Raw genomic sequence first — 22,805 nt, 5'->3', positions numbered from 1 at the left:
TTCTCCGCAATCACCAGAATCCCACCACAAAGTGAGGCTTAAGCTTCGATGCTTACTCAGGTACTTTGCGGGACCCCGAAACAATTTCAAAAAAAGCCCCCGGCACTGATGCCGGAGGCTTCTCATCTTCATAGGTTCCGTAAGCTTACGCTTCCAGTGCCGCTGCTACCGGAGCGACATCCACCGGATACACGCTCACTTTTTTGCGGTCGCGTCCCCAACGTTCGAACTTCACTACGCCGTCCACAAGTGCGAACAGTGTGTCATCTTTACCGATGCCCACGTTCGTGCCCGGGTGGATTTTGGTTCCGCGTTGACGAACCAAGATGTTGCCGCCGGTTACTGCTTGACCGTCAGCCCGTTTCACGCCAAGACGCTTAGAATGGGAATCACGTCCGTTCTTTGTGGAACCAACACCTTTTTTCGATGCGAATAATTGAAGATCCAATTTCAACATGTTGTCAACCTCCTTCTTCAAATGATGACTTCCTGTATCTGAATATATTTCCTGTAGGATTTAGCAATATCCTTGAGCATCAGCACCATGGATTCCAGCAAGAGCTGTACCTTGGCGGAGACTTCGGGATCATTCACGGGAACCAGGGTTCCGCTTAAGAATCCATCCTTCATCGAAGTATCCAGAACAACTCCGGTCAGGCTTTCAATCGCATTCACAGTTCCAACGGTAACCGTCGAAACACCCGCGCAGACGATATCCTTGCCATTCCTTGCGTATTCCGCATGCCCCTTGACGGCAAAACCGACAATGACACCTTGAGCAGAAGCCCGTGTAATCCGCACGTTAATCATTAACGCACCTTCTTACGCTTGAATCTTCTCGATAGTTACTTTGGTGTACGGTTGACGATGGCCTTGTTTCTTGTGGTAGTTCTTCTTAGGTTTGTATTTGTAAACTACAACCTTATGACCCTTACCATGCTTCTCGACTTTGGCTGTTACAGACGCGCCGCTTACCAGCGGAGTTCCTGCAGTCAAACCACCTTCGTTAGAAACAGCCAAGACACGGTCAAACGTTACGCTTGCGCCGTCTTCAGCTTCCAGCTTCTCAATGAACAAAACATCGCCCTCTTGGACTTTGTATTGTTTACCGCCAGTTTCGATAATTGCATACATTGTACTTGCACCTCCTCATGTCTCAGACTCGCCTAGTCAAGGTGGCAATCCCCGGGGGAATTACGCTTCATCTACCCGATCGGAGCGGTTACAGCATGTGCAGGAATGAACAACCAAACACATACTTGAAGATATTATCATACATATGATCCCTAGTCAATATCTCCTTACAAAACATATACAACCTGACCATCTCTTCCCTACTCCAGCCATGTCCCAACCTTGCCTGTACCGCCGCAGCACTGGCAGATCACCGGGGCAAATCCGGCGGAATCATGTCTGGCCTTCTTACGGGTCATCTCCAGCAGACCGAGATGGGTCCAGCCGAGAATATGCGTCTTGGTCCGGTCCCGGCTGATAATGCTCTCCAGCTTGTCCGTCACCTGCCTGCGGTGCTCTTCCCGCTCCATATCAATGAAATCAACAATAATAATACCGCCCGTATCCCGGAGCCGGACAAGCCGCCCGATCTCCTCCGCAGCCAGCAGGTTGGTCCGCGTTACCGTATCCTCAAGGTTCGTCCCGCCAGTGAACTGCGCTGTGTTGACGTCAATCACAGTCAAGGCCTCTGTCTCATCCCAGATGAGCGTAGCCCCGCCTTCGAGGATGATTTTACGGCTGAAGCTCTTGTGCAGTTGATCTGTCACCCCGTAAGCAGAGAAAATGGACTCCTGCCCCCTGTAGAATCCCACAGGCTTGTACCCTTCAGGAGCCATATCCGTCAGGAAGGCTTCCGCCTCCTTAACCGCCTTGGCCGAATCAATCAGCAGCTCATCACGCTGCGGATTGAAGGCATCCCGGATGAACCGCTGGACGATACTCAGATCGCAGTGCAGCAGAGCGGGTGCCTCCACTTCCTTGGATCGCCGGGTAATCATTTCCCACTGCGCCCGCAGAAAAGCCAGATCTCCCTCCACGGCATCCAGCGGCTCGTCCTCGGAGACGGTGCGCATAATGAGTCCTTCCTCACCCTGGCGCAGCCGCTCACCGATACCTTTGAGCCGGCTGCGCTCCGATTCCCGGCTTATTTTCTTGGAGACCCCGACATATTCGGCAAAGGGCATGTACACCATCCAGCGTCCGGGCAGTGTATAATGCGTGGTTACCCGCGCGCCCTTGCCGCCCCGCGGTTCTTTTCTCACCTGGACGACAATCTCCTGCCCGGGCTGCAGCAGCATCTCAATCGAAGGCTTGACGGAAGGCTGCTTGTCCAGATGGGGATGCAATACATCATCTACGTAGAGGAACGCATTCTTTTTCTGTCCGATATCTACAAAGGCCGCCTGCATACCAGGCAGCACATTCATTACCCGGCCTTTATAATAACTCCCGACCAGACCTTGCTGCTGATCGCGTTCAGCCGCATATTCCACCAGCCTCCCGTTCTCCAGAAGTGCCATGCGGGTAATATGCTGTGTACAGTGAACGATCATTTGTTTCATGGCTTCACCTCTGGTTTGAATCGTTACTCGCTTGTTACTTTCCGAAATACGAAGCAATCAGACGCTGCTCCGGCACAACGGCTACGATATCCCTGTCGTTGTTCATCACATAGATATAATGATAATGGTTACGTTTAAATAGACGCAATATCTCATCCAAAGGTTTCGCGAGCGAGGCAACTATTGGGCGGGCAATGTTCTCCGCCACTAGATACCGCTCATAAATCCGCTCACGGTTCATCAAAAAACCAACAAACCGGTACGGCAAATTACGCTGGTCCGTCCAGTTAGAATAGAGCAGAAACGCTCCGATCATCAGCAGGTTAAGGCGGAGGCCGTCCCCGTTCCCAAGCGGAAGCAGGGCGTACCCTATCACAAGCAGGCTGGCCGCAATACTGACTCTGCCGGTCCACAGCAGCGTGTAATAATACGGAAGCAGCAGACTCAGGGCTGCCTGAAGGATTTTGCCACCGTCCAGCGGAAGCACCGGCAGCAGATTGAACAGAGCGATCATGGCGTTGGCTCCGATAAAATAATCCAGATAGGCGATATTTCCATACTCCACCTGCTTAAGCGCCAGTGCCATCAGAATCATAATTCCGTTCTGCAGCGGACCGGCCAGGGCAATCCCGATCTCACGGACAGCCGTAAGCCGCCCATGATCCTCTATAACCGCAACGCCGCCGAATGGCAGCAGCTCCACCGATCTGACGTTAATTCCGGCCAGCAGCGCCGCACATACATGTCCAAGCTCATGAATGAATACGATCAGGAACAAGGTTAGCAGCTCCAGGAACTGTCCGGTAAGCACGGATACCATGAGAATCAGCACAAAGAGCGGATGCAGTGACAATTCAATGCCGCAGAGCCTAATCAAACGATACCACTTCGGCTGGATCAATATAAGTCTTGTCTTTCATAACTGCAAAAAACAGCAACGGAACCCGGGCATCCTCCGTCCCCTGAATCCAGCCTATTTCGTCTCCGCTCTGTACCCAGTCATCCACCGCAAGCCGTGTCCCGCTCAAATGACCGTATTCTGCCGTGATCTCCCCGGTATGGCGGACCGTAATACGGATGCCTCCCCGGGCTTCTTTTGAAACGGCCAGCACACGGCCCGTATCTACACTTTTCACCGTGACACTGGCACTTGAATCGTCTGCCGGGATAATTTCAATGCCATTAAGCGAAGTGGCAAAAGGACGCACAATACTTCCCGCAAGCGGAGCGCTAAGCTCATGGGCGGCTGTCACCTTCTCCGCCGGTACCTGTTCATCTCCGAAAATCGGAATAAAGGACGGGGCCCCATTGAAATGTTCCTCGTACCACACCTGTGCTGCTGCAAAATCCATATCATTGCTAAGGATGTCTGTAATAAAGTACTGTGCCTTCACGGCCCAGGGCTCCTGCACGGCAAAAATGCCCCATACAGCGCCGAAGACCAGAAGACTGGCCACCGTCCGCCGCAGCAGACCCGCACGGAAGCCCTGCCCCGGTCCCCTCCCGTCTTCCTCTTCCCAGTGGTTACGCTGCTGCTTCCACACCGTCTCGGGGTCAGGCTCAGGGGAAGAGGCCAATTCATTCCTGTCCCCAGCCCCCCATTCTCTGAAGGAGGGCGGACTGTCAGACAGCCGGAACCGCTCTGGTGCTGGTGCTGCTCCGGCTGCCGGCTTCTCCTCCAGCAGATTTTGTATACGCTTCTTGCGGCGGTTCTTGGACTCTCTCGGGTATTCCATAATGATCCCTCCGGCGGGCTTGTTTTACTTCCATTTTATGAGTGGCGGAAGCCGCTTTAGAACAAGCCCTGTCCAAGTTACTGCACAACAAAAATAAACCCGCTGCTGATGTCTCAGCAGCGGGCTCTTAACAGAAGATAGCCGTGTATAAGTGCGTGGCCGGGATTCAGCCTATTCCAAAAAATTTCTTGAGCTTCTTGAAGGCGCCCGTCTTCTGGTCAAGCTGCATCAGCGGCACCGCATCGCCAAGAATACGCCGGGCAATATTACGGTAGGCGATCGCTGCTAAGGAGTCCGGGTTCATCACGGTAGGCTCCCCGTTGTTCGCCGCCCGGATGACCTGTTCATCATCGGGTACAATCCCGATCAGATCAATATTAAGCACCTGCAGAATATCCTCGATATCAAGCATATCCCCGGACTTGATCAAGCCCTGACGAATCCGGTTGACCACCAGCTTCGGAGATTCTACCGATGACTGCTCCAGGAGACCGATAATCCGGTCTGCATCCCGCACCGCAGCATGCTCCGGAGTAGTAACTACAATTGCTTTGTCAGCACCGGCAATCGCATTGCGGAAGCCGTGCTCAATTCCCGCCGGACAATCGATCAGAACATATTCGTACTCCTTCTTAAGCTCAAGAATGATATCCCTAACCTGCTCCGGTGTAACGGCTGTCTTGTCCTTGGTCTGGGCTGCGGGCAGCATGTACAGCTCATCAAAGCGCTTGTCCTTGACCAGCGCCTGATTCAGCCGGCAGCGGCCTTCCGCCACATCGACCAGATCATAGATGATCCGGTTTTCCAGCCCCATGACAACATCCAGATTCCGCAGTCCAATGTCGGTATCCACCAGACATACTTTTTTGCCCTGCAAGGCGAGTGCGGTACCAATGTTGGCTGTTGTGGTTGTCTTGCCAACTCCGCCTTTGCCCGAGGTTACGACAATCGCTTCTCCCATGGAGGCTACACCCCTTTAAACACATTTAAATCCTGACGTAACTTCACTATATTATGAATTTTGTCGATTTGCATAGCACCGCCTGATAAGTAGGCAAATTCCATGCTGCTCTCCCGGGTTCCCCATTCATCCGGAGGCCTGCTGATAATCTCAGCAATCCGGAGCTGGGTAGGCGCGAGCAGCGAAGCGGCAATAATGGCCTCCTGGTTACCGTTGATTCCGGCGTGTGCCATCCCTTTGAGTGCTCCAAGAATATAGATATCCCCTGAACAGGTAATGGTCCCTCCCGGATTCACATCCCCGAGGAACAGTAGATTGCCCTCATGATGCAGAACCTGGCCCGAGCGGAGCATTCCGCTCATCATGAACAAGGCTTCCGTATCCTTCTCTTCAGGATCTTCAATAGCTTCAACCGAACGGATTAACAGATTCCCCTGACTCTTGAGGATCTCCAGTACCGCCTCTTTATCTTCTTCAGTAACAGCACGGTTGCCCAGCTTAATATCCACATGCACAATCGGTCCGGTCAGAATATTTTGATGGCTGTGCTCCAGCTTGTAGCGAAGCTCACTTAAGAGATCTTCAAAGGGACACTTGTCGTCTAGCAGGAATACCAGGCCATCCTTGATGCCCTTAATCCTTACGTGCTTGGATTTAACTGTCATATGCCTGTCCCCCTATCCTCATTCATTCGTGCCGGGCCGGGCAAACTCCTTCTTTGGGTGATAAGAAAATGCTGCTGCAGCTTAGGCAGCCTCCTCATCGATAGTCTCTTTCTTCAGCAGCTCCAGCTGGCGCCGGAGCGGAACGTAGAGAAGCAGGCCTGCAGCAAAATGAATGAGCATGGTAGGCAGCATATGATGCAAGAGTGCCCAATTATATGGCTCCTGGCTTAGATTAAACACATTATAGATAGCAAAAAGAATACTGTCTTCCAGCAGACTGCCCAGCAGCACCGCTGTCATCATCAGCGGCAGCGGCGCGCGGGGAATCTGGAATATCAGTCCAATCAGGTAGGCAGATAAGCCCATGGCAAAGGAGTGAGCACCCAGTATACGGCCATAGAAGACCACATCATGCAGCATCCCGAAGGACAAGCCTAGAATAAGTGCCGTATGCCGGTGATGGTATACCGTTACGAACAGAATCACAACGAAGACGAGATTAGGAATAATCCGCATCTCCCAGGCGTCAGGAATCAGCCAGGGAAGCACTGTGCCTTCCAGAATAAATAATAAGAATAACAAAAGTACCAGGACGGGTCTGCGCATCCTCACTATTCTACACGCTCCTCCGTAAAGACAACGAAGAGTTCCTTCCAGTCCTGGAATCCTGCCGCCGGCTTAATGATCGCTGTAGAGGTTAATCCGAACTGTCCTATTTTCACTTCTTTCACCGTGCCGATTGTCATACCGCGCGGATATCGTCCGCCAATACCCGAGGAGATAACGATATCATCCTTGGCAATCGGATCGTCTACGGGAATTTTGTTCATTAGCAGCATCCCGGTCTGCTGGTCATAGCTCTCAATCATCCCAAAGGTCTTACCTTCCTTGTTAACAGCGGTTGCCGCTATAGGAGGCTGTGAGTTGGGGTCCTTGATATCCATCATTGTCATCAGCTTGACGGTAGAGGTGAAGTTACTCACATTGCTTATAACCCCTACCAGCCCTTCGACGGAGGTCACCGACATATTCAGCCGGATGCCATCCTTCGCCCCGAGGTCAAGAACGAGCGTATTGTTGCCAGGCTCTGTCGTTACACTGACAACATTAGCGATATGATATTCATATTTATACAAATTCTTTTGAGCATTCGTGAATTTAAGGTCTATTTCATATTGTTCATTCTTGGCTTTAATGAAATTATATTGCGCCTTATCCCGGGCGTACTGCGCAGCCAGAATCTTAAGCTGCTTGTTCTCTTCGGCCAGCTCATTCAGAGTCCCGATATCTTGGAAGAAGCCCGCTACGTATCCAGCGGGCTTGTAGAACAATTTCTGCACGAATCCGGTCGTATCTCTGAGGAAGTTCTCCGGCCAGGACAGGGTCTTCCTCTGCCCCAGGCTGAAGCCCATCAGAACGATAAACGTAACCAGTGTAATCAGCAATATAAACAGTCGTTTATTGTTAAACAGCTTGAACAATCTCGAGCACCCTCTAATAACCGTATTTCTCCAACCTCAGGGGTTGACGTTCGCAGTCCGCATGATCCTAGCGTTTGGAGCGGAGGCCCGAACTGCTGCGGCTCTTGAACAAGTGGATATTCTCCAGCGCCTTGCCTGTGCCGATTGCAACACAGTCCAGCGGATTCTCGGCAACAATCACCGGCATTCCGGTCTCACGCGCCAGCAGCTTGTCCAGGTTGCGCAGAAGTGCGCCGCCGCCTGTAAGCACAATGCCGCGGTCCATAATATCGGCAGCCAGCTCCGGCGGACATTTCTCCAGCGTAACCTTCACGGCTTCAACAATTGCATTCACAGTATCGGACAGAGCTTCGCAGATTTCATCGGAGGTAATGGTCAGCGTCTTCGGCAGACCGGTTACCAGATCGCGTCCGCGGATCTCCATTGTCTCAGCCTTCTCAAGCGGCAGGGCAGAGCCCACATCCATCTTGAGCTGCTCGGAGGTGCGTTCACCGATCATAAGGTTATACTGGCGCTTGATGTATTGGATGATAGACTCATCTGCATCATCCCCTGCCACACGTACAGAACGGCTGGTAACAATACCGCCGAGTGAGATTACTGCCACCTCGGTAGTTCCGCCGCCGATATCTACAACCATACTTCCGGTTGGCTCCCATACAGGAAGATCTGCACCGATGGCAGCAGCAAAAGGCTCCTCGATAATGTAAGCTTCCCGCGCTCCGGCCTGCTTCGTAGCATCCTCTACCGCACGCTGTTCAACGGCAGTAATTCCGGAGGGCACACACACCATGACATTCGGATGGCGCTGGAACATCGAGCGCTGCTTCTGGGCCTGGCGGATGAAATATTTGATCATAGTTGCTGTAGTATCGAAATCAGCGATGACCCCGTCCTTCATTGGACGGATGGCACGGATGTTGCCCGGTGTGCGTCCGATCATTTTTTTGGCGGATTCCCCTACTGCTTCTATCGTCTTAGTATCGGTATTAATAGCAACCACGGACGGCTCTCTGACAACAATTCCTTTACCGCGCACGTAGACAAGCGTATTCGCTGTCCCCAAGTCAATTCCTAAGTCTTTCGTAAAACCACCTAACATCTTGTATGCTCCTTTTCCATGTGAATCTAGACAATTGTATTACATGTAGCCTTTCTCTTTCAAACTTACGTAGCTGCTGTCTCCGATCACCAGATGATCCAGCACATCAATGCCGACAATCTCGCCTGCCTGCATCAGCCTGGAAGTCAGTGAAATGTCTTCAGGGCTTGGTGTAGGATCACCGCTCGGATGATTATGTGCGCATATAATTGCTGCGCTGCTGCATTTCATGGCTGCCCGGAACACCTCGCGGGGATGCACAATGGAGGCATTAAGGCTACCCATGGACAATGTTTCCTGCGCAATAACATGATTCTTCGTATTCAGGAACAGACAGATAAAATGCTCCTTCTGCAAATAACGCAGCTGCTCAGTCAGAATCTCCGCCGCGTCCTGGGGACTGCGGATAATGACCGGTTCGGTAAGCCGGGAATTCGCCATACGTCTTCCCAGCTCTATGCCTGCTTTGAGTTGCACGGCCTTGGCAGGGCCGATGCCGTTAATTGTTGTCAATTCTTCAATGCTCAGATCCGCCAGTCCGCGGAGACCGCCTGCATGGCTCAAGAGCCGCTGGGCGATAAGAAGGGCTGATTCACGGTGCGCACCTGTGCGCAGCAGGATAGCCAGAAGCTCCGCTTGACTTAATGATTCCGCCCCATAATGCATCATGCGCTCTCGTGGTCGTTCTTCATGGGGGAGGTCACGCAGCATAAATGATTGCGACTCCATCCCTAACCTTCTTTCTTCGGCTACCCTTACCGGTTCAGCACCGAAATGCCAAACCCGGACAACATACCGCTCAGCAGTGACAGCGGCAGACCGACCACGTTAAAATAGCAGCCTTCAATTTCTTCCACCAGGGTGGCGCCCAGTCCTTGTATCGCGTAAGAGCCGGCTTTGTCGGCAGGCTCCCCGGTCGCTATGTAAGCGGAGATTTCCTCTTCGCTCATTGCTCTCATAGTTACAGAGGTTACCCTATGATCTACCAGGGTACGTCCCTCTGCGGAACCGATGCAGGCCACCCCGGTGTATACCTGATGCGTCCGGCCTTGCAGCATGCCCAGCATTCTGGCGCTGTCCTGCTCGTCCGCCGGCTTGCCGAGCACCATTTCGTCAAGCACAACGATCGTATCGCTGCCGATAATAACGGCATCCCGGTCTCCTGCAACAGGAATCACAGCTTCTGCCTTACGCAGCGCCAGATTCCGTACAATAGCTTCAGGGCTCCATTCAGGCGGCGTACTCTCATCAGCATCGCTGGACAGCACCTCAAAGGGCAGGCCAAGCGAGGCTAACAGCTCACGCCGCCGCGGCGAACCTGAGGCCAGAATAATATGCCGCGAATTGTCATGCTCCACTGTAATTAACGTCCCTTCTTGATGCTGCCAGCTAAGGCTACAGCCTGCGGTACAGCCACACGGCTGTAATAATCCCGGCAAGACTGAGCAGGCACAGTTTCAAATGGATTGTGATGTCATAGGTTATGATGTCTAAATCGGCTTGCGGCGACCACTTGAGAACAGTCGAAGCTGTAAGAAAAGACAGAGCTTGTACAGGTTCCAGCAGCTTGGCAATCCAGGCTCCGGCCAGCCAGCCCAGAATAAGAAATAACAGCAGTGTTCCTACATTTTTCTTCTTCATTCAAGTCTTCCCTCGCCATTTTTTGACACCCTAATTATTATACGGTGAAACGGAGTGCAATACAAACTCAAAATCCATCCAGGGAATGTTTACCACGTAAGCAGCCTGCGGATCTTATCACACCGCAGGATTATGTCTGGAAATACAGCAATCCCCCGCCGGGCAAACGCCTGGTACGGGGGATCATTTATTTAGCCTATAGTCAGCAGTGAAGTACGCCTCAGCTGTCAGCTCATGGCGGACAACAGGCTTTTCTGGCCGGTCAGGAAGCTCATCATGGCCTCCTGTACCTCCCAGAGCAGCCCCTCCGCCTTATTCTTATTGTATTCGTTCAGGGCGGCTATCCCCTGGCTCATGGATTTCTCCAGCCCGTCAGCGATTCTCTGCCCTTCCGGTGTGAGGCCCGGCTCCAGTGCCTTGACTGCCTGGGTCCACTGCATATGGAGATCGCTTACCGCTCCGCCAGCGTTCCCGCTGTCCCCCCCGCCAAGCAGGGAAGCAGACAAGCTGCTGAGCTCGCTTAACAGCTGGCTGCTAAGCTTGAAGTAGCTGTCCACCGCCGCCGCCGTTCCGGTATAGCGGACCTGGTTCACCGCTGGCAGGGCCACTTCTCTCACATACAGCTCGATGCCCTGCCCCTTAAGGCCATTGCTGAGCAGCTTGGCCTGCTCACGGTCAGGAGACAATCCGGCGTATACACGGTTGCCGTCTGCCGGGTCAAGACCTGCGGCAAGGCCGGCGTTCAGCAGCTCCTGCCGGGCCTGCTCCGCTCCTGCCGGTGTACTGAAGACGCCATATTGCAGCAGATAATAGCTCTGCGGCGCAACCTGAACCGGAATCTGCGTGCTCACCGCTTCTCCCGTCTGCTCAGGAGGCACGCCCGTAATGTCTGACGCGTTACCGCTGTTTGCCGCCTTTTGCCCCTGAGTAATCCCTGTCTTAACCGCTGCATTGCCGGGAGCTTTAGCAGTCTCCCCCGTGCCTCCTGTGATGAACGACAGGGCTGCGTATCCGAGCAGAATTCCCGTTCCCAGCGCTCCAGTGATGGACAGTGCGAACTTCCACCAATACGAAGGATGGCGGGTATGATAAGAGCCGACGTAGCTATTCCCTTGAGCTCCGGATGGATCATGACTGTCTGTAGCGGATTCACGGTTATCTTCATACAGCGGGTAGTACTCATCTGCTGAATGCAGACCTTCTTCATCTGCCCCTCCATAGAAGGATTGATCCTCCGAATCTTCACTCTGTTCCCATAGATGCCTTGCAGAAGCAGGACGGACAACAGAATACAGTCCCAAATCATAGTTATCCTCAGGAGCTTTCGGTTTCCGGCGGCCGGAGCCCGGGGGCTTCAAGTAAGCTGCCTCTACAGGCCGGGGCAACTCCACCTTCTCCAGATCCACAATATATTCATCGGCCTTGGAATAGGAGGATGTCTTAATTTCCCCGCGCTGCACCTTGTCAGTGTCCTTATTCTCCAGAACCACACCGGTTTCGTTCACTGCCCGGCGCTCTGCCGTCTCTGTCCGCTGTCTGCCCTGGTTCCCGTCGAAGCGGAATGTCATTCTTCCGTTATTCAATACCCTCACCTCGCGATCTTCAGTTCTATACTGAAAGATATGAAAGATGCGAGAGAGATATGCTATTTTAATATATTTACACCAGACTAAGCAGCTTCGCCTTCACGCCGTCTGCTGCATAATGCCTGCTCAGTGTCCGGTAGGCCTGATCTGCAATAATGGAGCCAAGCTCCGGCGTGGTCAGCAGCCTGATCAGATGATCGGCAGTGTCAGCCGTTGTTCCTGCCAGCAGGATATTCCGTCCCGGCTCGCAGAGCAGCTCCTCCGAGCCCTTCAGGCTGCTGACCACCGGCGTGCGGAGGGCCCAGGCCTCCAGAATGCTGCTTTGAGCGCCGCAGTCCTCGCAGCATGAGGCAACCACAGCTCTGGCCCTGCGGATATAATCGGCTGTCTGTATAGCTTCACTAATAATTAAAATAGAAGAGTCCTTCCGGACGGCAGCTGCGACCTCTGCGTGCACCTCTCTGCTAATAATGCAGCAGCGGATATCCGGCACCGCCGCCCGAATCAGCGGATATACCTTCTTGAAGAACAGCAGCGCTGCATTCTTGCCGTCAGTGGAATACATGTTCCAGTGCAGAACGATGGAGTTATCCTTGGCAGTATCTCCCGCAGTTGCATAAGGGGGGGCACTCAGATTAATGTACGGCGGAACAACATGCACCTTGCCTGCATCGGCAAAGGATAGCGCCTTAAAGGACAGCGCCTCATCTTCTGAAGCAGCCAGCAGCAGGCTGGTCTTGTTCATTAACCGGCGCTCTTCGCGGCGGATCAGCGCATCATTCAGCTTGCGGTAGCCTGTACTTATTCCCCGCTTGCCAGCCGCCCGGCTCTGCACCCGTATGCCACCGGCACGGCGGGCGTCGGTGACGATAACAGCCCCGGGAAGCAGCGAGGCGACCAGATCCAGCCCATTGCCGAGCATGGCATATGAGACAAACACATGGCTGTAGGCATGCTGGCTGCACATCTCGGTTATTACCGCCCGCAGCGACTTGTCATTGCCGATCATCGAGGCATCCTTGCGGAGCCTGTTCAGCGGAAACAGCAGGCTTCTGCGGGTGGACGCAGGCCGCTTCACCTGATGCACGGTCAGGGCAGGACTGCGCAGAATCTGCGTCTCGCGGCGGTGGTAGCAATACTCCAGCAGATCAATATCAAACCGCTCCAGCAGCATATTAAGGAAATTCTCTGTTCTGATGTCTCCTTCCCGGTCTCCCGGTGTGTGACTACGGGCAGAAAGGAACAGCATTTTCTCTCTCATGGCTATAGCTCCTTGGTTCTATGTAAATGTGTATGAATATGTACGAAACAAAAAAGGCCGGATGACATCCAGCCCAGAAATGTGAAACTTTCGATGTAGATCTATAGTAACGCAATCCCTCTGAGAAGGTTGTCGATTTATGGGGAAAAATAATTTTTCCACCTTCCACATCCCTTCAGACCAGACGAAGCAGCTTATCCTTGACACTTTGCGCCTCATAATTCGCCAGCAGAATCTCGTATGCACGGTCCGCAAGCACTACTCCTCTTTCATGATCCTGAAGCAGCAGTGTCACACTATCGGCAAAGGAAACCGGGTCATCGGCAATCATAATATTCTGCGAATGCTCATAGAGCAGCCCTTCTGCCCCCTTGGAACTGGATACGACAGGAGTCCTCAGCGCCCAGGCTTCCAGAATTTTCAGCCTTGTCCCGCTGCCTTCCAGGAGCGGAGCTACGACCACCTGCGCCTTGCGTATATAATCCGCCACACTGTCCACATACCCGGTGATGACGATAGAGGAATCCTTCAAGGCGAGCGCTGCTACCTCCGGATGTACATCCCGGCCGACAATATACCACTGGATATCCGGTACCCTCGCCTTAACCAGAGGATATACCTCACGGTAGAAGTAGAGAGCTGCGTTAATATTGGGGAAGTAGTTCATATTACCCGGAAGAATAATCCACTTTTCCTTGGACAACTGCGTGTTGGTCCGGTAATCCTCCAAGCGTATGAAATTGGGAATGACATGAACCTTCTGCGACCGGCTTGGAGACAGTGCCTTGAAGGCCAGAGCATCCTCTTCCGAAGTAGTCAGCAGCAGATGGGTCTTGTCCATCAGCTTCAGCTCATCCCTGCGCGTCCATATAGCATTAAGGAAATAGTAGGCCTTGGCGATCCCCTTTTTGCCGCCTGCCAGCTGTGCAGACAGTCCGCTCTCGAAATTATGCGCATCGGTAATGATCACAATGTCAGGCAAGCAGCGCTGTACAATGTCGATGCAGCAGCCCAGCAGGCTGTGCGAAATAAATACATGACCGTAGGAATTCCGGCTGCAGAGCTCCATAATCTTCGCCTTCATGTCCACATCGACATGGCTCATATACGAGCAGTTCCGCCAGGTATAGAGGGAACGAAGAAGCGCTCTGCGGTAGCTGACCGTACGCTCTACTTCATACACTGTAAGTGACGGAAGTCCCTCCGGCGTCCCTGTCTTCCGGGGATTGGCATAGGTGATGAGCTCTACCTCATATTTGCCCTGCAGAAGCTTCAGAATATTGCCTGTTCTCAGCTTGCCCCCGCTATCCTGCGGATATGGATTCTCTGCGGAAATGAATAGCAACGGTTCCTTCATGGCCTCTTCTCCTACTCTCCAATGATCAATTCGCCCTGGACTGCCCGGGACATTCTAGGATCTATTACCCAAGTTCGGTGCTTGACCACGCAGTTCCTTCCCTGCTGCCGAGCTGGCGCTCAATCCTGCGATTCTATGGTGAATATAGTAACTTCGCATGCAAAAAAACGGCCCTACATTCCCTATTAAAGGAATGTGGAGCCGTTTCTGTAATCAATGCGATGCTATCTTACCGGTTCTTCAGGCTGTCTGCCAGCGCATAACCGACCTTCCAGATATCGCCTGCACCCATGGTGATGACCAGGTCACCGGGAGCAATCCGGTTCTGCAGATCTGCCAGCACAGCTTCCTTCGTCGGCAAATGCCGCGCACCGGCGTTGCTGTTCTGTACGATCAGCTCTACCAGCTTGGCAGAGGTGACGCCCTCAATCTGCTTCTCACCCGCAGGGGAGTAGATATCGGTAATAATCACTTCGTCCGCCTCGCTGAACGCACGGCTGAACGCATCCAGCAGGAAGAAGGTACGCGTGTAGCGCTGCGGCTGGAACACGGCGATAATGCGTTTGCCGGTTGCCTTGGCGGCGCTGATCGTAGCCTGAATCTCTGTGGGATGATGCGCATAATCATCAATGACGAGAATCTCGTCAACCTCGCCCAGCACCTGGAAGCGCCGTTTGGCGCCATGGAACTTCACAATCGCAGCCGCAATGGCTTCAAAGGCAATGCCCGATTTCAGGCAGGAAATCACTGCCGCCATAGAGTTATACAGATTGTATTGTCCCGGAATAGAGAGCTCAATCCGGCCTAACACCTCAGTTCCATGGTTCATCGTATAGGATACCTGCCGGTCGCCGAGAACAATATCAGTCGCTGTATAATCAGCCGTCTCTGATTCGATCCCATAGCTGATCACTGTACCTTTTACCTTAGGCAGCAGGGATTTCAGATTCTCATCATCCGCACATACGATAGCTGTCCCGTCCTCACGCAGCTGATTCATGAACTGAACATAAGCATCCTTCAGCTTGCCGAAGTCGCCGCCGTAGTTCTCCAGATGGTCAGCTTCTATGTTCGTAACGATTCCCAGCCAAGGATGGTATTGCAGGAACGAGCCGTCACTCTCATCGGCTTCTGCCACGACGAATTCCCCTTGTCCCGCTTTGGCATTCGTGCCGACATTCATAATCTCCCCGCCGATAATGTAGGTAGGGTCCACGCCGCAGTCTTCCATCACCAGAGCAATCATGGAAGAGGTGGTAGTCTTGCCGTGCGCTCCGGCCACCGCAACGCCCTTGCGTTCATTCAGCAGCCGGGCCAGCATCTGCGAGCGGTGCAGAATCGGAATTTTCAAACGCTCCGCTTCCACCCATTCCACATTATCCGCGGCAAGCGCCGTGGAATAGACGACCAGATCCGCACCTTTTACCTGCTCCGCCGTATGCCCGATGAAGACCTTGGCACCTTTGGCAATCAATTTCTCCGTTAACTCCTGGGCAGCTACGTCAGAGCCTGTAACTGTATATCCCATCTCCAGCATCACCCGGGCAATCGCGCTCATACCATAGCCGCCGATCCCTATAAAATGCACACGTTCAGTAGTATCCAACAGTTCGTCACCAGCCTTTTTCAGAATCGGGTTGCCGTAAAAGCGTACTGCGCACATCAGAAATCAAATACAGCGTTCCGGACACAACTGCAAGGTCATCGTCCGCTGTGATCGTCTGCAGCTTCTGCAGCGCTTGGCCCCAATTACGTTCTACTATGATTTCCAAGTTTTCCTTGGCATATTTACTCCGCAGACTTTCTGCGATCGCCTGCAGATCTTCCGCGTCCATTTTCTTACGGAAATCCGGTTCGGTCAGGATGAGCGTATCCACTATAGGCAGTATATGCTTGAGATACGACTCGTGATGCTTATTTGCCAGCATCCCCATGAGCAAATTTAATTTACCGTAAGGCTGGAACTGCGGAAGGCTCTTCGCAAGGCTCTCAGCCCCTTCCGGATTGTGCGCGCCGTCCAGAATAATTCTGGGCGAGACGCTCACTTCCTCCAGTCTTCCGGCCCAGAATGTGCCCCGGAAGCCCTCCAGCACATCCTCGTCCTCCAGCATGAAGGCCATATACTGCCGCAGCACCTCAAGCGTCATCATGGCCCCGGCCGCATTCTCCAGCTGGTGCTCGCCTTTCATAGCAATATCCAGCTCAAGCCCGCGGAATGGCCCATTGAAGGTAAAGTGCTGGCAGCCGTCTCTCTGCTCAACATTACTATAGCTGAAATCTTCTCCCGCTAAATAGAGTGTCGAACGGGTAGCCGCCGCCTTGGCCTTCAATACAGCTACAGCCTCGGGCTGGCTCACACAGCTGACTACAGGAACACCCGGCTTAATAATCCCGGCTTTCTCGCCGGCAATCAGCGTAAGCGTATCTCCCAGCACATCGGTATGGTCATGTCCCACATTGGTAATGACCGACACAACCGGAGTAACGATATTCGTTACATCCAGCCTTCCCCCAAGCCCCGTCTCCCATACGACTAAATCGGGATAACAGACTTCGCCGTAATAGAGAATCGCGAGCGCCGTTGCCACCTCGAACATGGTCGGTGAGCCCAGCTCAGTGCCCGCAATTTCACCGACCAGCGGACGCAGCTGATTGGCAAGCGCAAGCAGCGTCTCCTCAGGAATATCCGTCCCGTTGTACTGGAACCGGTTCGTGAACTTCGTGATATAAGGAGAGGTAAAGGTCCCCACCGAATATCCGCTCTGAATAAGGGCCGAGGTCAAAAAGGCGCAGGTCGAGCCCTTGCCGTTGGTCCCCGCCACATGAATGAACTTAAGCTTCCGGTGCGGATGTCCGAGCTTTTCCATTAGCAGCTCTATCCGCTCCAGACCCGGCCGGATTCCAAAAGGAATCAGGCTGTTGATCCAGTCTACGGCTTCTGTATAAGAACTTAAGGGAGCGGCAGCGCCGCTCCGGGTGATCTCTTCCATGTCTGTTATCCTCTCAGTTCTGCAATACGGGCCAGCACCTTCTCGCGTCTGTCGGAATAATCCGCCTGCTTCGCCCGTTCCTCTTCGATGACTTTCGCCGGAGCTTTGGCCACAAAGCCCTGATTACTGAGCTTCTTCTCCACACGCTCCACTTCGCTGTTCAGGGTCTGAACTTCTTTTTCGAGACGAATAATCTCCTGATCGATATCAATCAGACCGGACAGCGGCAGAAGCAGCTCCGCTCCGGTAACCACGGCGGACATCATTTTATCCGGCGTCTGCGGCGCAAGGCCTGCTTCGAAGGAAGAGGTGTTGCAGAAGCGCCCGATGTAATTGTCGTTGCGGGAAATAATGTCCAGGGTGTCCTGGCTGCCGGCCTTGATAATCAGCTCGACCTTCTTGCTCATTGGCGCATTTACTTCCGCACGGATACCGCGAACGGCCCGGATAATATCCATCAGCAGGTTCATCTCTGATACTGCCTGCGGATTCTCAAGCGCCGCATCGTACTTCGGCCACTCGGCCAAGGTGATGGATTCGCCCTGATGCGGCAGATGCTGCCAGATCTCCTCCGTAATGAACGGCATGAACGGGTGAATCAGCCGCAGTGTGCGGTCCAGCACGTAAGCCAGAACAGACTGGGTCTTGGCCTTGGCAGCTGCGTCCGCTCCGTATAGCGAGAGCTTGGCGAATTCGATATACCAGTCACACAGATCATCCCAGATGAAGTTGTAGAGCAGGCGTCCGGTCTCGCCGAACTCGTACGAGTCAATTAGACGCGTAATATCGCGGGAAGTTTCGTTCAGGCGGTGCAGAATCCAGCGGTCCGCTGTGCCAAGCTCACCTGTAATGTCAATATCTTCAAAGGCTACGCCTTCCAGATTCATCAGCGCGAACCGGGAGGCATTCCAGATCTTGTTGGCAAAATTACGCGCCTGCTCTACCTTTTCCATACGGAACCGCAGATCCTGGCCCGCTGTACTGCCGGTAGTAATCATATAGCGCATGGCGTCAGCGCCGTACTGCTCGATAACATCCAGCGGATTAATACCGTTGCCCAGAGACTTGGACATCTTGCGTCCTTCGGCATCGCGTACGAGTCCGTGCATCAGCACATCGGAGAACGGCTTCTGGCCAGTGAATTCCATGGCTGAGAAAATCATGCGCGCTACCCAGAAGTAGATGATATCGTAGCCGGTAACCAGTACATTGTTCGGATAGTAACGCTGATAGTCGCTGCTGTCCTGATCAGGCCAGCCTAAGGTAGCGAACGGCCAGAGGTTCGAGCTGAACCAGGTATCCAGAACATCCTCATCCTGCTTCAGGTCGGACAGCCCGCTGATGCGGCGTGCTTCTTCTTCATCATGTGCAACTACAAGCTCCCCGGTGGATTCAGAGTACCAGGCCGGAATACGGTGGCCCCACCACAGTTGGCGGGAGATACACCAGTCGCGGACATTCTCGATCCAGTTCAGGTACGTCTTCTCGAAGCGGTCCGGCACGAAGTGGACCCCGTCACCGTCCTTCTGTGCAGCGATGGCTGCTTCTGCCAGCGGCTGCATTTTGACGAACCACTGGGTGGACAGATAAGGCTCTACTACGGCCCCGGAACGCTCACTGTGCCCAACCTGGTGTACATGATCCTCAATGGAGATCAGCACGCCTTGCTCCTTCAGGTCGGCTACGATGGCCTTACGGCAGTCGCTGCGGTCCATTCCCTGGTAAGCGCCCGCTTCCTCATTCATCACTCCGCCTTCATCCATTACGTTGATCTGCGGAAGGTTATGGCGGACTCCCATCTCGAAGTCGTTCGGATCATGCGCCGGTGTAATCTTAACTGCACCGCTGCCGAAATCCTTATCTACGTATTCATCGGCAATAACCGGAATCTCACGTAAGGTAATCGGCAGAATCAGCGTCTTACCGATCAGATCCTTATAGCGCTCATCCTCCGGATGTACCGCTACCGCTGTATCGCCCAGCATCGTCTCGGGCCGCGTGGTAGCCACCGTGATATGGCCGCTGCCATCCTTCAGCGGATAACGCAGATGGTACAGATGCCCGTTCACTTCCTTGTATTCAACCTCGATATCCGACAGCGCTGTACGGGCAGCCGGGTCCCAGTTAATAATCCGCTTGCCGCGATAGATCAGGCCCTTCTGGTACAGCTCCACAAATACCTTGCTTACCGCCTTCTTCATTCCATCATCAAAGGTAAAGCGTTCGCGGGAGTAATCGAGGGACAGGCCCATCTTGGCCCACTGGTCATGAATTGTCTCTGCATACTGGTCTTTCCAGGCCCACACCTGCTCCAGGAACTTCTCGCGTCCCAGATCATGGCGGGAGATTCCCTGCTGGCGCAGCTTCTGCTCTACCTTGGTCTGTGTAGCAATCCCTGCATGGTCCGTACCCGGCAGCCACAGGGTATCATATCCCTGCATCCGCTTGGTGCGGATCAGCACATCCTGAAGCGTGAAATCCAGCGCATGTCCGATATGCAGCATTCCTGTTACATTCGGCGGCGGAATCACGATGCTGTAAGGCTCCGCATCCGGGCGCTTGCCGGCTTCGAAGAAGCCCTTCTCCATCCAGTACGCATACCATTTCTTCTCTGCCGCTCCCGGATCATATGTAGTCGGCATGTCGCTCTGCTTGTGATTAGCTGAAGCGGTAGCTTCTGCCGCTTCCTGCCCGTTCGGCAGCTCTGCTGCTGCATTGTTGTTATCAGCCATTGTGAACCCTCCACTGTTAAATGTATTGAGTAGCTAGCGGTTTCTGAGAATACAAAAAGGCCCTTCGTCTCAAAGGACGAAAGGCCATTCTTTCGCGGTACCACCTTTGTTTCGCGCCAATAAAAAATAAACCACTGCCTTAAGTTCCCTTACAGGTTCCTGAAGCTTAGCGCAACACTCATGCAGGGTAACGGCTGCAACCGGCCGCATCCTAACCCGTCTTCATGATGAAGACAAGCTCAGAAGGGCAACTCCGGGGCGACTTCGGGGGCTGCATCCTGCGGGAATTCACACCAATGATAATCCCGCTCTCTGAAGGGCTGACCGCCTACTCTTCCCGTTCCCAGTCTTTATGCTAGTTATTACTTAGTTCAATAATACATTCAGTGTAATCCCTAGTCAACCAGCATATACACAAAGGACGCGCAGCAGACGTACATTGATGCCTACTCCCCGCTCCAGATCACTTGAACCACATTGAAGCCCTGATGGCTGCCCGTTCCGGGAGCGCCATCCAGCGTAACAGAGAATGTGCTTCCGGCATCAATAATCGAGAAGGCTGAGGCGGAGACTTCCTCAGACTTGGAGGTAGCTCCTTTTTGCACAAAATAGTCCTTGTACGTATTGCCGAGCGTCTCCAGGCTCTGCTTCGTACGGTAGCTGAAGGTTGCGGACGGCTTACCGGTCGCCGAGCCTTCGATCAGATCAAATATCTTCGCGTCCGCCGGAAGCGGGAAATCCGCCGGCAGGCTCTTCGGCCGCTTCACAGAATCTGCTGGTGTTCCAGTGGAGGAGCCGCCGGAGGAGACAGCCGGAGCTGCAGCATCACCGATGATGACCCGGCTGGTTGCAGCATCGTAAGTAACAGCAGTGTTCAGCGCTTCGCCGATGGAGCGTACAGGCAGATAAGTGATGCCGTTATAGGTAATCGGGGCGAGGGTTTTGCCGTTGCCGTCTTTGGGCGTGTACGCCTGGCCGTTCACGACGATCCCGATTTTGTTGTTCAGGAGCGCCTTGATCTCCTGCAGATTACTGGCGGCGTAGACACCGGCCGAGACTGTGAGCGTCAAGCTTATTGCGGCCGCAGTGGCTGCCACTTTTCTCTTCATGTGATATATCATCCTTCCAGAAGTAGTGTACCAGCGCATAGCTGCCTGAATGTGTAATGTATGTAGGCCGGTAGTGACTATTACCCCCGGCTGAACGGTTTGTAAACCAGAAGCGGATTTCACAAAGAAACAGGAACAGCCCCATCCGTAAGACAAGGGCTGTTCCTGTTAAGCCTGAATTCTCCGCACACCGTCAATCTCAAGGAATGTATAATACCTGTCCCTCTTCTACAATCTGCCCGGACAGCCGGTTATACATAGTCAGCTCCCGGGTGCTTAGCTGGTATTTCTCGGCAATCGTATCCAGTGTCTCCTCGCGCTGGACAATGCAGAGCCGCACCTTACGGAACATCTCTGATCCTCCAAGCCCGCCGATGAACCGGCTCTTCCACGCTGTATCATTGCCTGCCTCAGGAACAGCCTGCGCTACAGAGTCTATATTGCCCGAGAGCAGCTCCTCCTGCTCTCTGTTGGCGCGGCTTGCGCTGAGCAGCGAGGAGAAGGTGAGCGGCTCCTGCTCGGCGGCTCCCGGTTCTTTTTTGCTGCCAAGGGCAACCTTGAGATCCTGCTTCTCCTCCTGGGGAGACAAAGATTCCGCAGACAGGAAGACTTCATTGTCTGTGGCCTGGATCTCCTCTGCCGCCTCCCCTCCTTCGTTCCCGGCAAACAGCGCAGCGGCATCGTTGGCAGCGGAGGTAAGCACAGGCTCCGGCTGCGACACGGCATGAAGCTTCGCATTGCCCCAATGATCCACAGTGTTCAAGGCGGCGGTGCCTGTCTGAAGCGTGCTGTCCTCCTGAACCGAGCCGTTCACAGCCGCTGGTGCCGTCTTCTCTCTGGAGGTGAGGAAGTGAGCGGAGGCCTTATCAGCCGCCGGCTTGCTGCCTGCCGAAGAACCCGTATCCAGGCTATGGGTCCTTACTCTTGGTTCCTTGTCCTTCAGGGGTGTGGAGAGATAGGCCGCGGGCTGGCTGTAAGAAGTATCTTCCGCGTACAGCGGCTCAGCTGCCGCCTCAGCCGGAGCAGCGGAGTTCTGATCTTCCGCAGAGCCCTCTGCAGTCCCTTCGCCATAGGTCCAGAGCGAATTCTCATACAGGGTATCATTCTCCGGATTGCGGATTATCTCCTCAGCCGCCCTGCTGTCTCCGGCCTCCGGCGAATACGCTACCGTGTATTCCTCCTGCTGCCAGGCCGGCTGTACATCTGCACTTCCGATTCCGCGTAGCGAGAGCACTCCGGTAATGTTGACGGTTCGCATCGTCAGCAGATCAATATCGAAATTCTCGATCTCCACCCCTATGTCATCAAGCGAGCTGACCCGGGTCAGCGGAACAGTGATTTCAACAGGAATTGCATGCTCCAGACGCTGTGTAAGATCATCCTCCCCCCGGTAGAGTCCGGTGAGCAGCAGTTGTCCGTGCAGCTCGGCCCGGTCCTCCCGCTGGATGACCTGGATGTCGGGAACCAGCTCGACTTCCTCCAGCTCTGCTATTCCCGGAAGCTCTTCCGAAAGGTGAATGCGTTCATAAATATCAAACCGCAAGCCATGGGACTGGTCAAACACGGGAAATGTCCTCCTTCTTGGCATAATCTATCCCTGAGACAAGC

At 53.6% G+C, this 22,805-nt stretch carries 22 protein-coding genes and 2 other annotated features; all 22 genes read right to left on the bottom strand.

Annotated features, from left to right (window positions below; translation table 11 throughout):
- Positions 1-145: 145 nt before the first annotated feature.
- Positions 146-457 (bottom strand): 50S ribosomal protein L27, encoded by a 312-nt coding sequence (rpmA, locus tag J2Z70_RS22835; protein ID WP_020429282.1) that lies wholly within the window; start codon positions 455-457, stop codon positions 146-148.
- Positions 458-474: 17 nt separating this feature from the next.
- Positions 475-810, bottom strand: coding sequence for a ribosomal-processing cysteine protease Prp (locus J2Z70_RS22830; RefSeq protein WP_036725900.1), 336 nt, complete (start codon positions 808-810; stop codon positions 475-477).
- Between the two features lie 12 nt (positions 811-822).
- Entirely contained in the window at positions 823-1,134 is a 312-nt protein-coding gene (gene rplU, locus J2Z70_RS22825) for a 50S ribosomal protein L21 (RefSeq protein ID WP_036698983.1), read from the bottom strand.
- A 14-nt stretch (positions 1,135-1,148) separates the two neighbouring features.
- Positions 1,149-1,234: a sequence feature (ribosomal protein L21 leader region), on the bottom strand.
- 100 nt (positions 1,235-1,334) lie between these two features.
- The gene (locus J2Z70_RS22820; protein WP_209877009.1) at positions 1,335-2,576 is read right to left on the bottom strand and encodes an Rne/Rng family ribonuclease; all 1,242 of its coding nucleotides are present in this window, start codon (positions 2,574-2,576) and stop codon (positions 1,335-1,337) included.
- Between the two features lie 34 nt (positions 2,577-2,610).
- Positions 2,611-3,453 carry a M50 family metallopeptidase gene (locus tag J2Z70_RS22815; protein WP_209877007.1) on the bottom strand — a complete coding sequence of 281 codons (843 nt, stop codon included), beginning with the start codon at positions 3,451-3,453 and terminating at the stop codon, positions 2,611-2,613.
- A complete protein-coding gene (locus tag J2Z70_RS22810; RefSeq protein WP_036725905.1) occupies positions 3,446-4,312 on the bottom strand; it encodes a M23 family metallopeptidase in 867 nt (288 codons plus the stop codon). Before J2Z70_RS22810 ends, J2Z70_RS22815 begins: the two co-directional genes overlap by 8 nt.
- A 166-nt stretch (positions 4,313-4,478) precedes the next feature.
- On the bottom strand, positions 4,479-5,273 hold the full coding sequence (gene minD / locus J2Z70_RS22805; protein ID WP_209877005.1) for a septum site-determining protein MinD: 795 nt from the start codon (positions 5,271-5,273) through the stop codon (positions 4,479-4,481).
- A gap of 5 nt (positions 5,274-5,278) precedes the next feature.
- Complete coding sequence (minC, locus tag J2Z70_RS22800; protein ID WP_036698972.1) at positions 5,279-5,938, bottom strand: septum site-determining protein MinC; 660 nt, start codon at positions 5,936-5,938, stop codon at positions 5,279-5,281.
- Between the two features lie 81 nt (positions 5,939-6,019).
- Complete coding sequence (gene mreD / locus J2Z70_RS22795) at positions 6,020-6,550, bottom strand: rod shape-determining protein MreD (RefSeq protein ID WP_209877003.1); 531 nt, start codon at positions 6,548-6,550, stop codon at positions 6,020-6,022.
- The gene (mreC, locus tag J2Z70_RS22790; protein ID WP_245368453.1) at positions 6,550-7,419 is read right to left on the bottom strand and encodes a rod shape-determining protein MreC; all 870 of its coding nucleotides are present in this window, start codon (positions 7,417-7,419) and stop codon (positions 6,550-6,552) included. Before mreC ends, mreD begins: the two co-directional genes overlap by 1 nt.
- A gap of 67 nt (positions 7,420-7,486) precedes the next feature.
- Positions 7,487-8,521 carry a rod shape-determining protein gene (locus J2Z70_RS22785; protein WP_036725912.1) on the bottom strand — a complete coding sequence of 345 codons (1,035 nt, stop codon included), beginning with the start codon at positions 8,519-8,521 and terminating at the stop codon, positions 7,487-7,489.
- A 39-nt stretch (positions 8,522-8,560) separates the two neighbouring features.
- Positions 8,561-9,250, bottom strand: a complete 690-nt coding sequence (radC, locus tag J2Z70_RS22780) for a RadC family protein (protein ID WP_036725914.1) — start codon at positions 9,248-9,250, stop codon at positions 8,561-8,563.
- 26 nt (positions 9,251-9,276) lie between these two features.
- Positions 9,277-9,879: a Maf family protein gene (locus tag J2Z70_RS22775; protein WP_209877001.1), complete on the bottom strand. Its 603-nt coding sequence runs from the start codon at positions 9,877-9,879 to the stop codon at positions 9,277-9,279.
- Positions 9,880-9,916: 37 nt separating this feature from the next.
- Positions 9,917-10,162 carry a DUF4321 domain-containing protein gene (locus J2Z70_RS22770; RefSeq protein ID WP_036698966.1) on the bottom strand — a complete coding sequence of 82 codons (246 nt, stop codon included), beginning with the start codon at positions 10,160-10,162 and terminating at the stop codon, positions 9,917-9,919.
- Positions 10,163-10,389: 227 nt separating this feature from the next.
- Positions 10,390-11,730, bottom strand: a complete 1,341-nt coding sequence (locus J2Z70_RS22765; protein WP_209876999.1) for an SPOR domain-containing protein — start codon at positions 11,728-11,730, stop codon at positions 10,390-10,392.
- A 91-nt stretch (positions 11,731-11,821) separates the two neighbouring features.
- Positions 11,822-13,009: a glycosyltransferase gene (locus J2Z70_RS22760; protein WP_209876997.1), complete on the bottom strand. Its 1,188-nt coding sequence runs from the start codon at positions 13,007-13,009 to the stop codon at positions 11,822-11,824.
- Between the two features lie 175 nt (positions 13,010-13,184).
- Complete coding sequence (locus tag J2Z70_RS22755) at positions 13,185-14,366, bottom strand: glycosyltransferase family 4 protein (RefSeq protein ID WP_209876996.1); 1,182 nt, start codon at positions 14,364-14,366, stop codon at positions 13,185-13,187.
- A 229-nt stretch (positions 14,367-14,595) separates the two neighbouring features.
- Entirely contained in the window at positions 14,596-15,972 is a 1,377-nt protein-coding gene (gene murC, locus J2Z70_RS22750; RefSeq protein WP_036725920.1) for a UDP-N-acetylmuramate--L-alanine ligase, read from the bottom strand.
- Between the two features lie 7 nt (positions 15,973-15,979).
- Positions 15,980-17,356: a bifunctional folylpolyglutamate synthase/dihydrofolate synthase gene (locus J2Z70_RS22745; protein WP_209876994.1), complete on the bottom strand. Its 1,377-nt coding sequence runs from the start codon at positions 17,354-17,356 to the stop codon at positions 15,980-15,982.
- A gap of 5 nt (positions 17,357-17,361) precedes the next feature.
- Entirely contained in the window at positions 17,362-19,998 is a 2,637-nt protein-coding gene (locus J2Z70_RS22740; RefSeq protein WP_245368460.1) for a valine--tRNA ligase, read from the bottom strand.
- 159 nt (positions 19,999-20,157) lie between these two features.
- Positions 20,158-20,442 (bottom strand) — a binding site (T-box leader).
- A gap of 92 nt (positions 20,443-20,534) precedes the next feature.
- Positions 20,535-21,197, bottom strand: coding sequence for a stalk domain-containing protein (locus J2Z70_RS22735; RefSeq protein WP_209876989.1), 663 nt, complete (start codon positions 21,195-21,197; stop codon positions 20,535-20,537).
- Positions 21,198-21,396: 199 nt separating this feature from the next.
- Positions 21,397-22,761, bottom strand: coding sequence for a LysM peptidoglycan-binding domain-containing protein (locus J2Z70_RS33915; protein ID WP_209876987.1), 1,365 nt, complete (start codon positions 22,759-22,761; stop codon positions 21,397-21,399).
- Positions 22,762-22,805: the final 44 nt, after the last annotated feature.

It is taken from the genome of Paenibacillus silagei, assembly GCF_017874735.1.
In the GTDB taxonomy this organism is placed as follows: Bacteria; Bacillota; Bacilli; order Paenibacillales; family Paenibacillaceae; genus Paenibacillus_AQ; species Paenibacillus_AQ silagei.
Note: the sequence above shows the minus strand (reverse complement) of the source record. Positions and strands in the feature narration are given on the sequence as shown.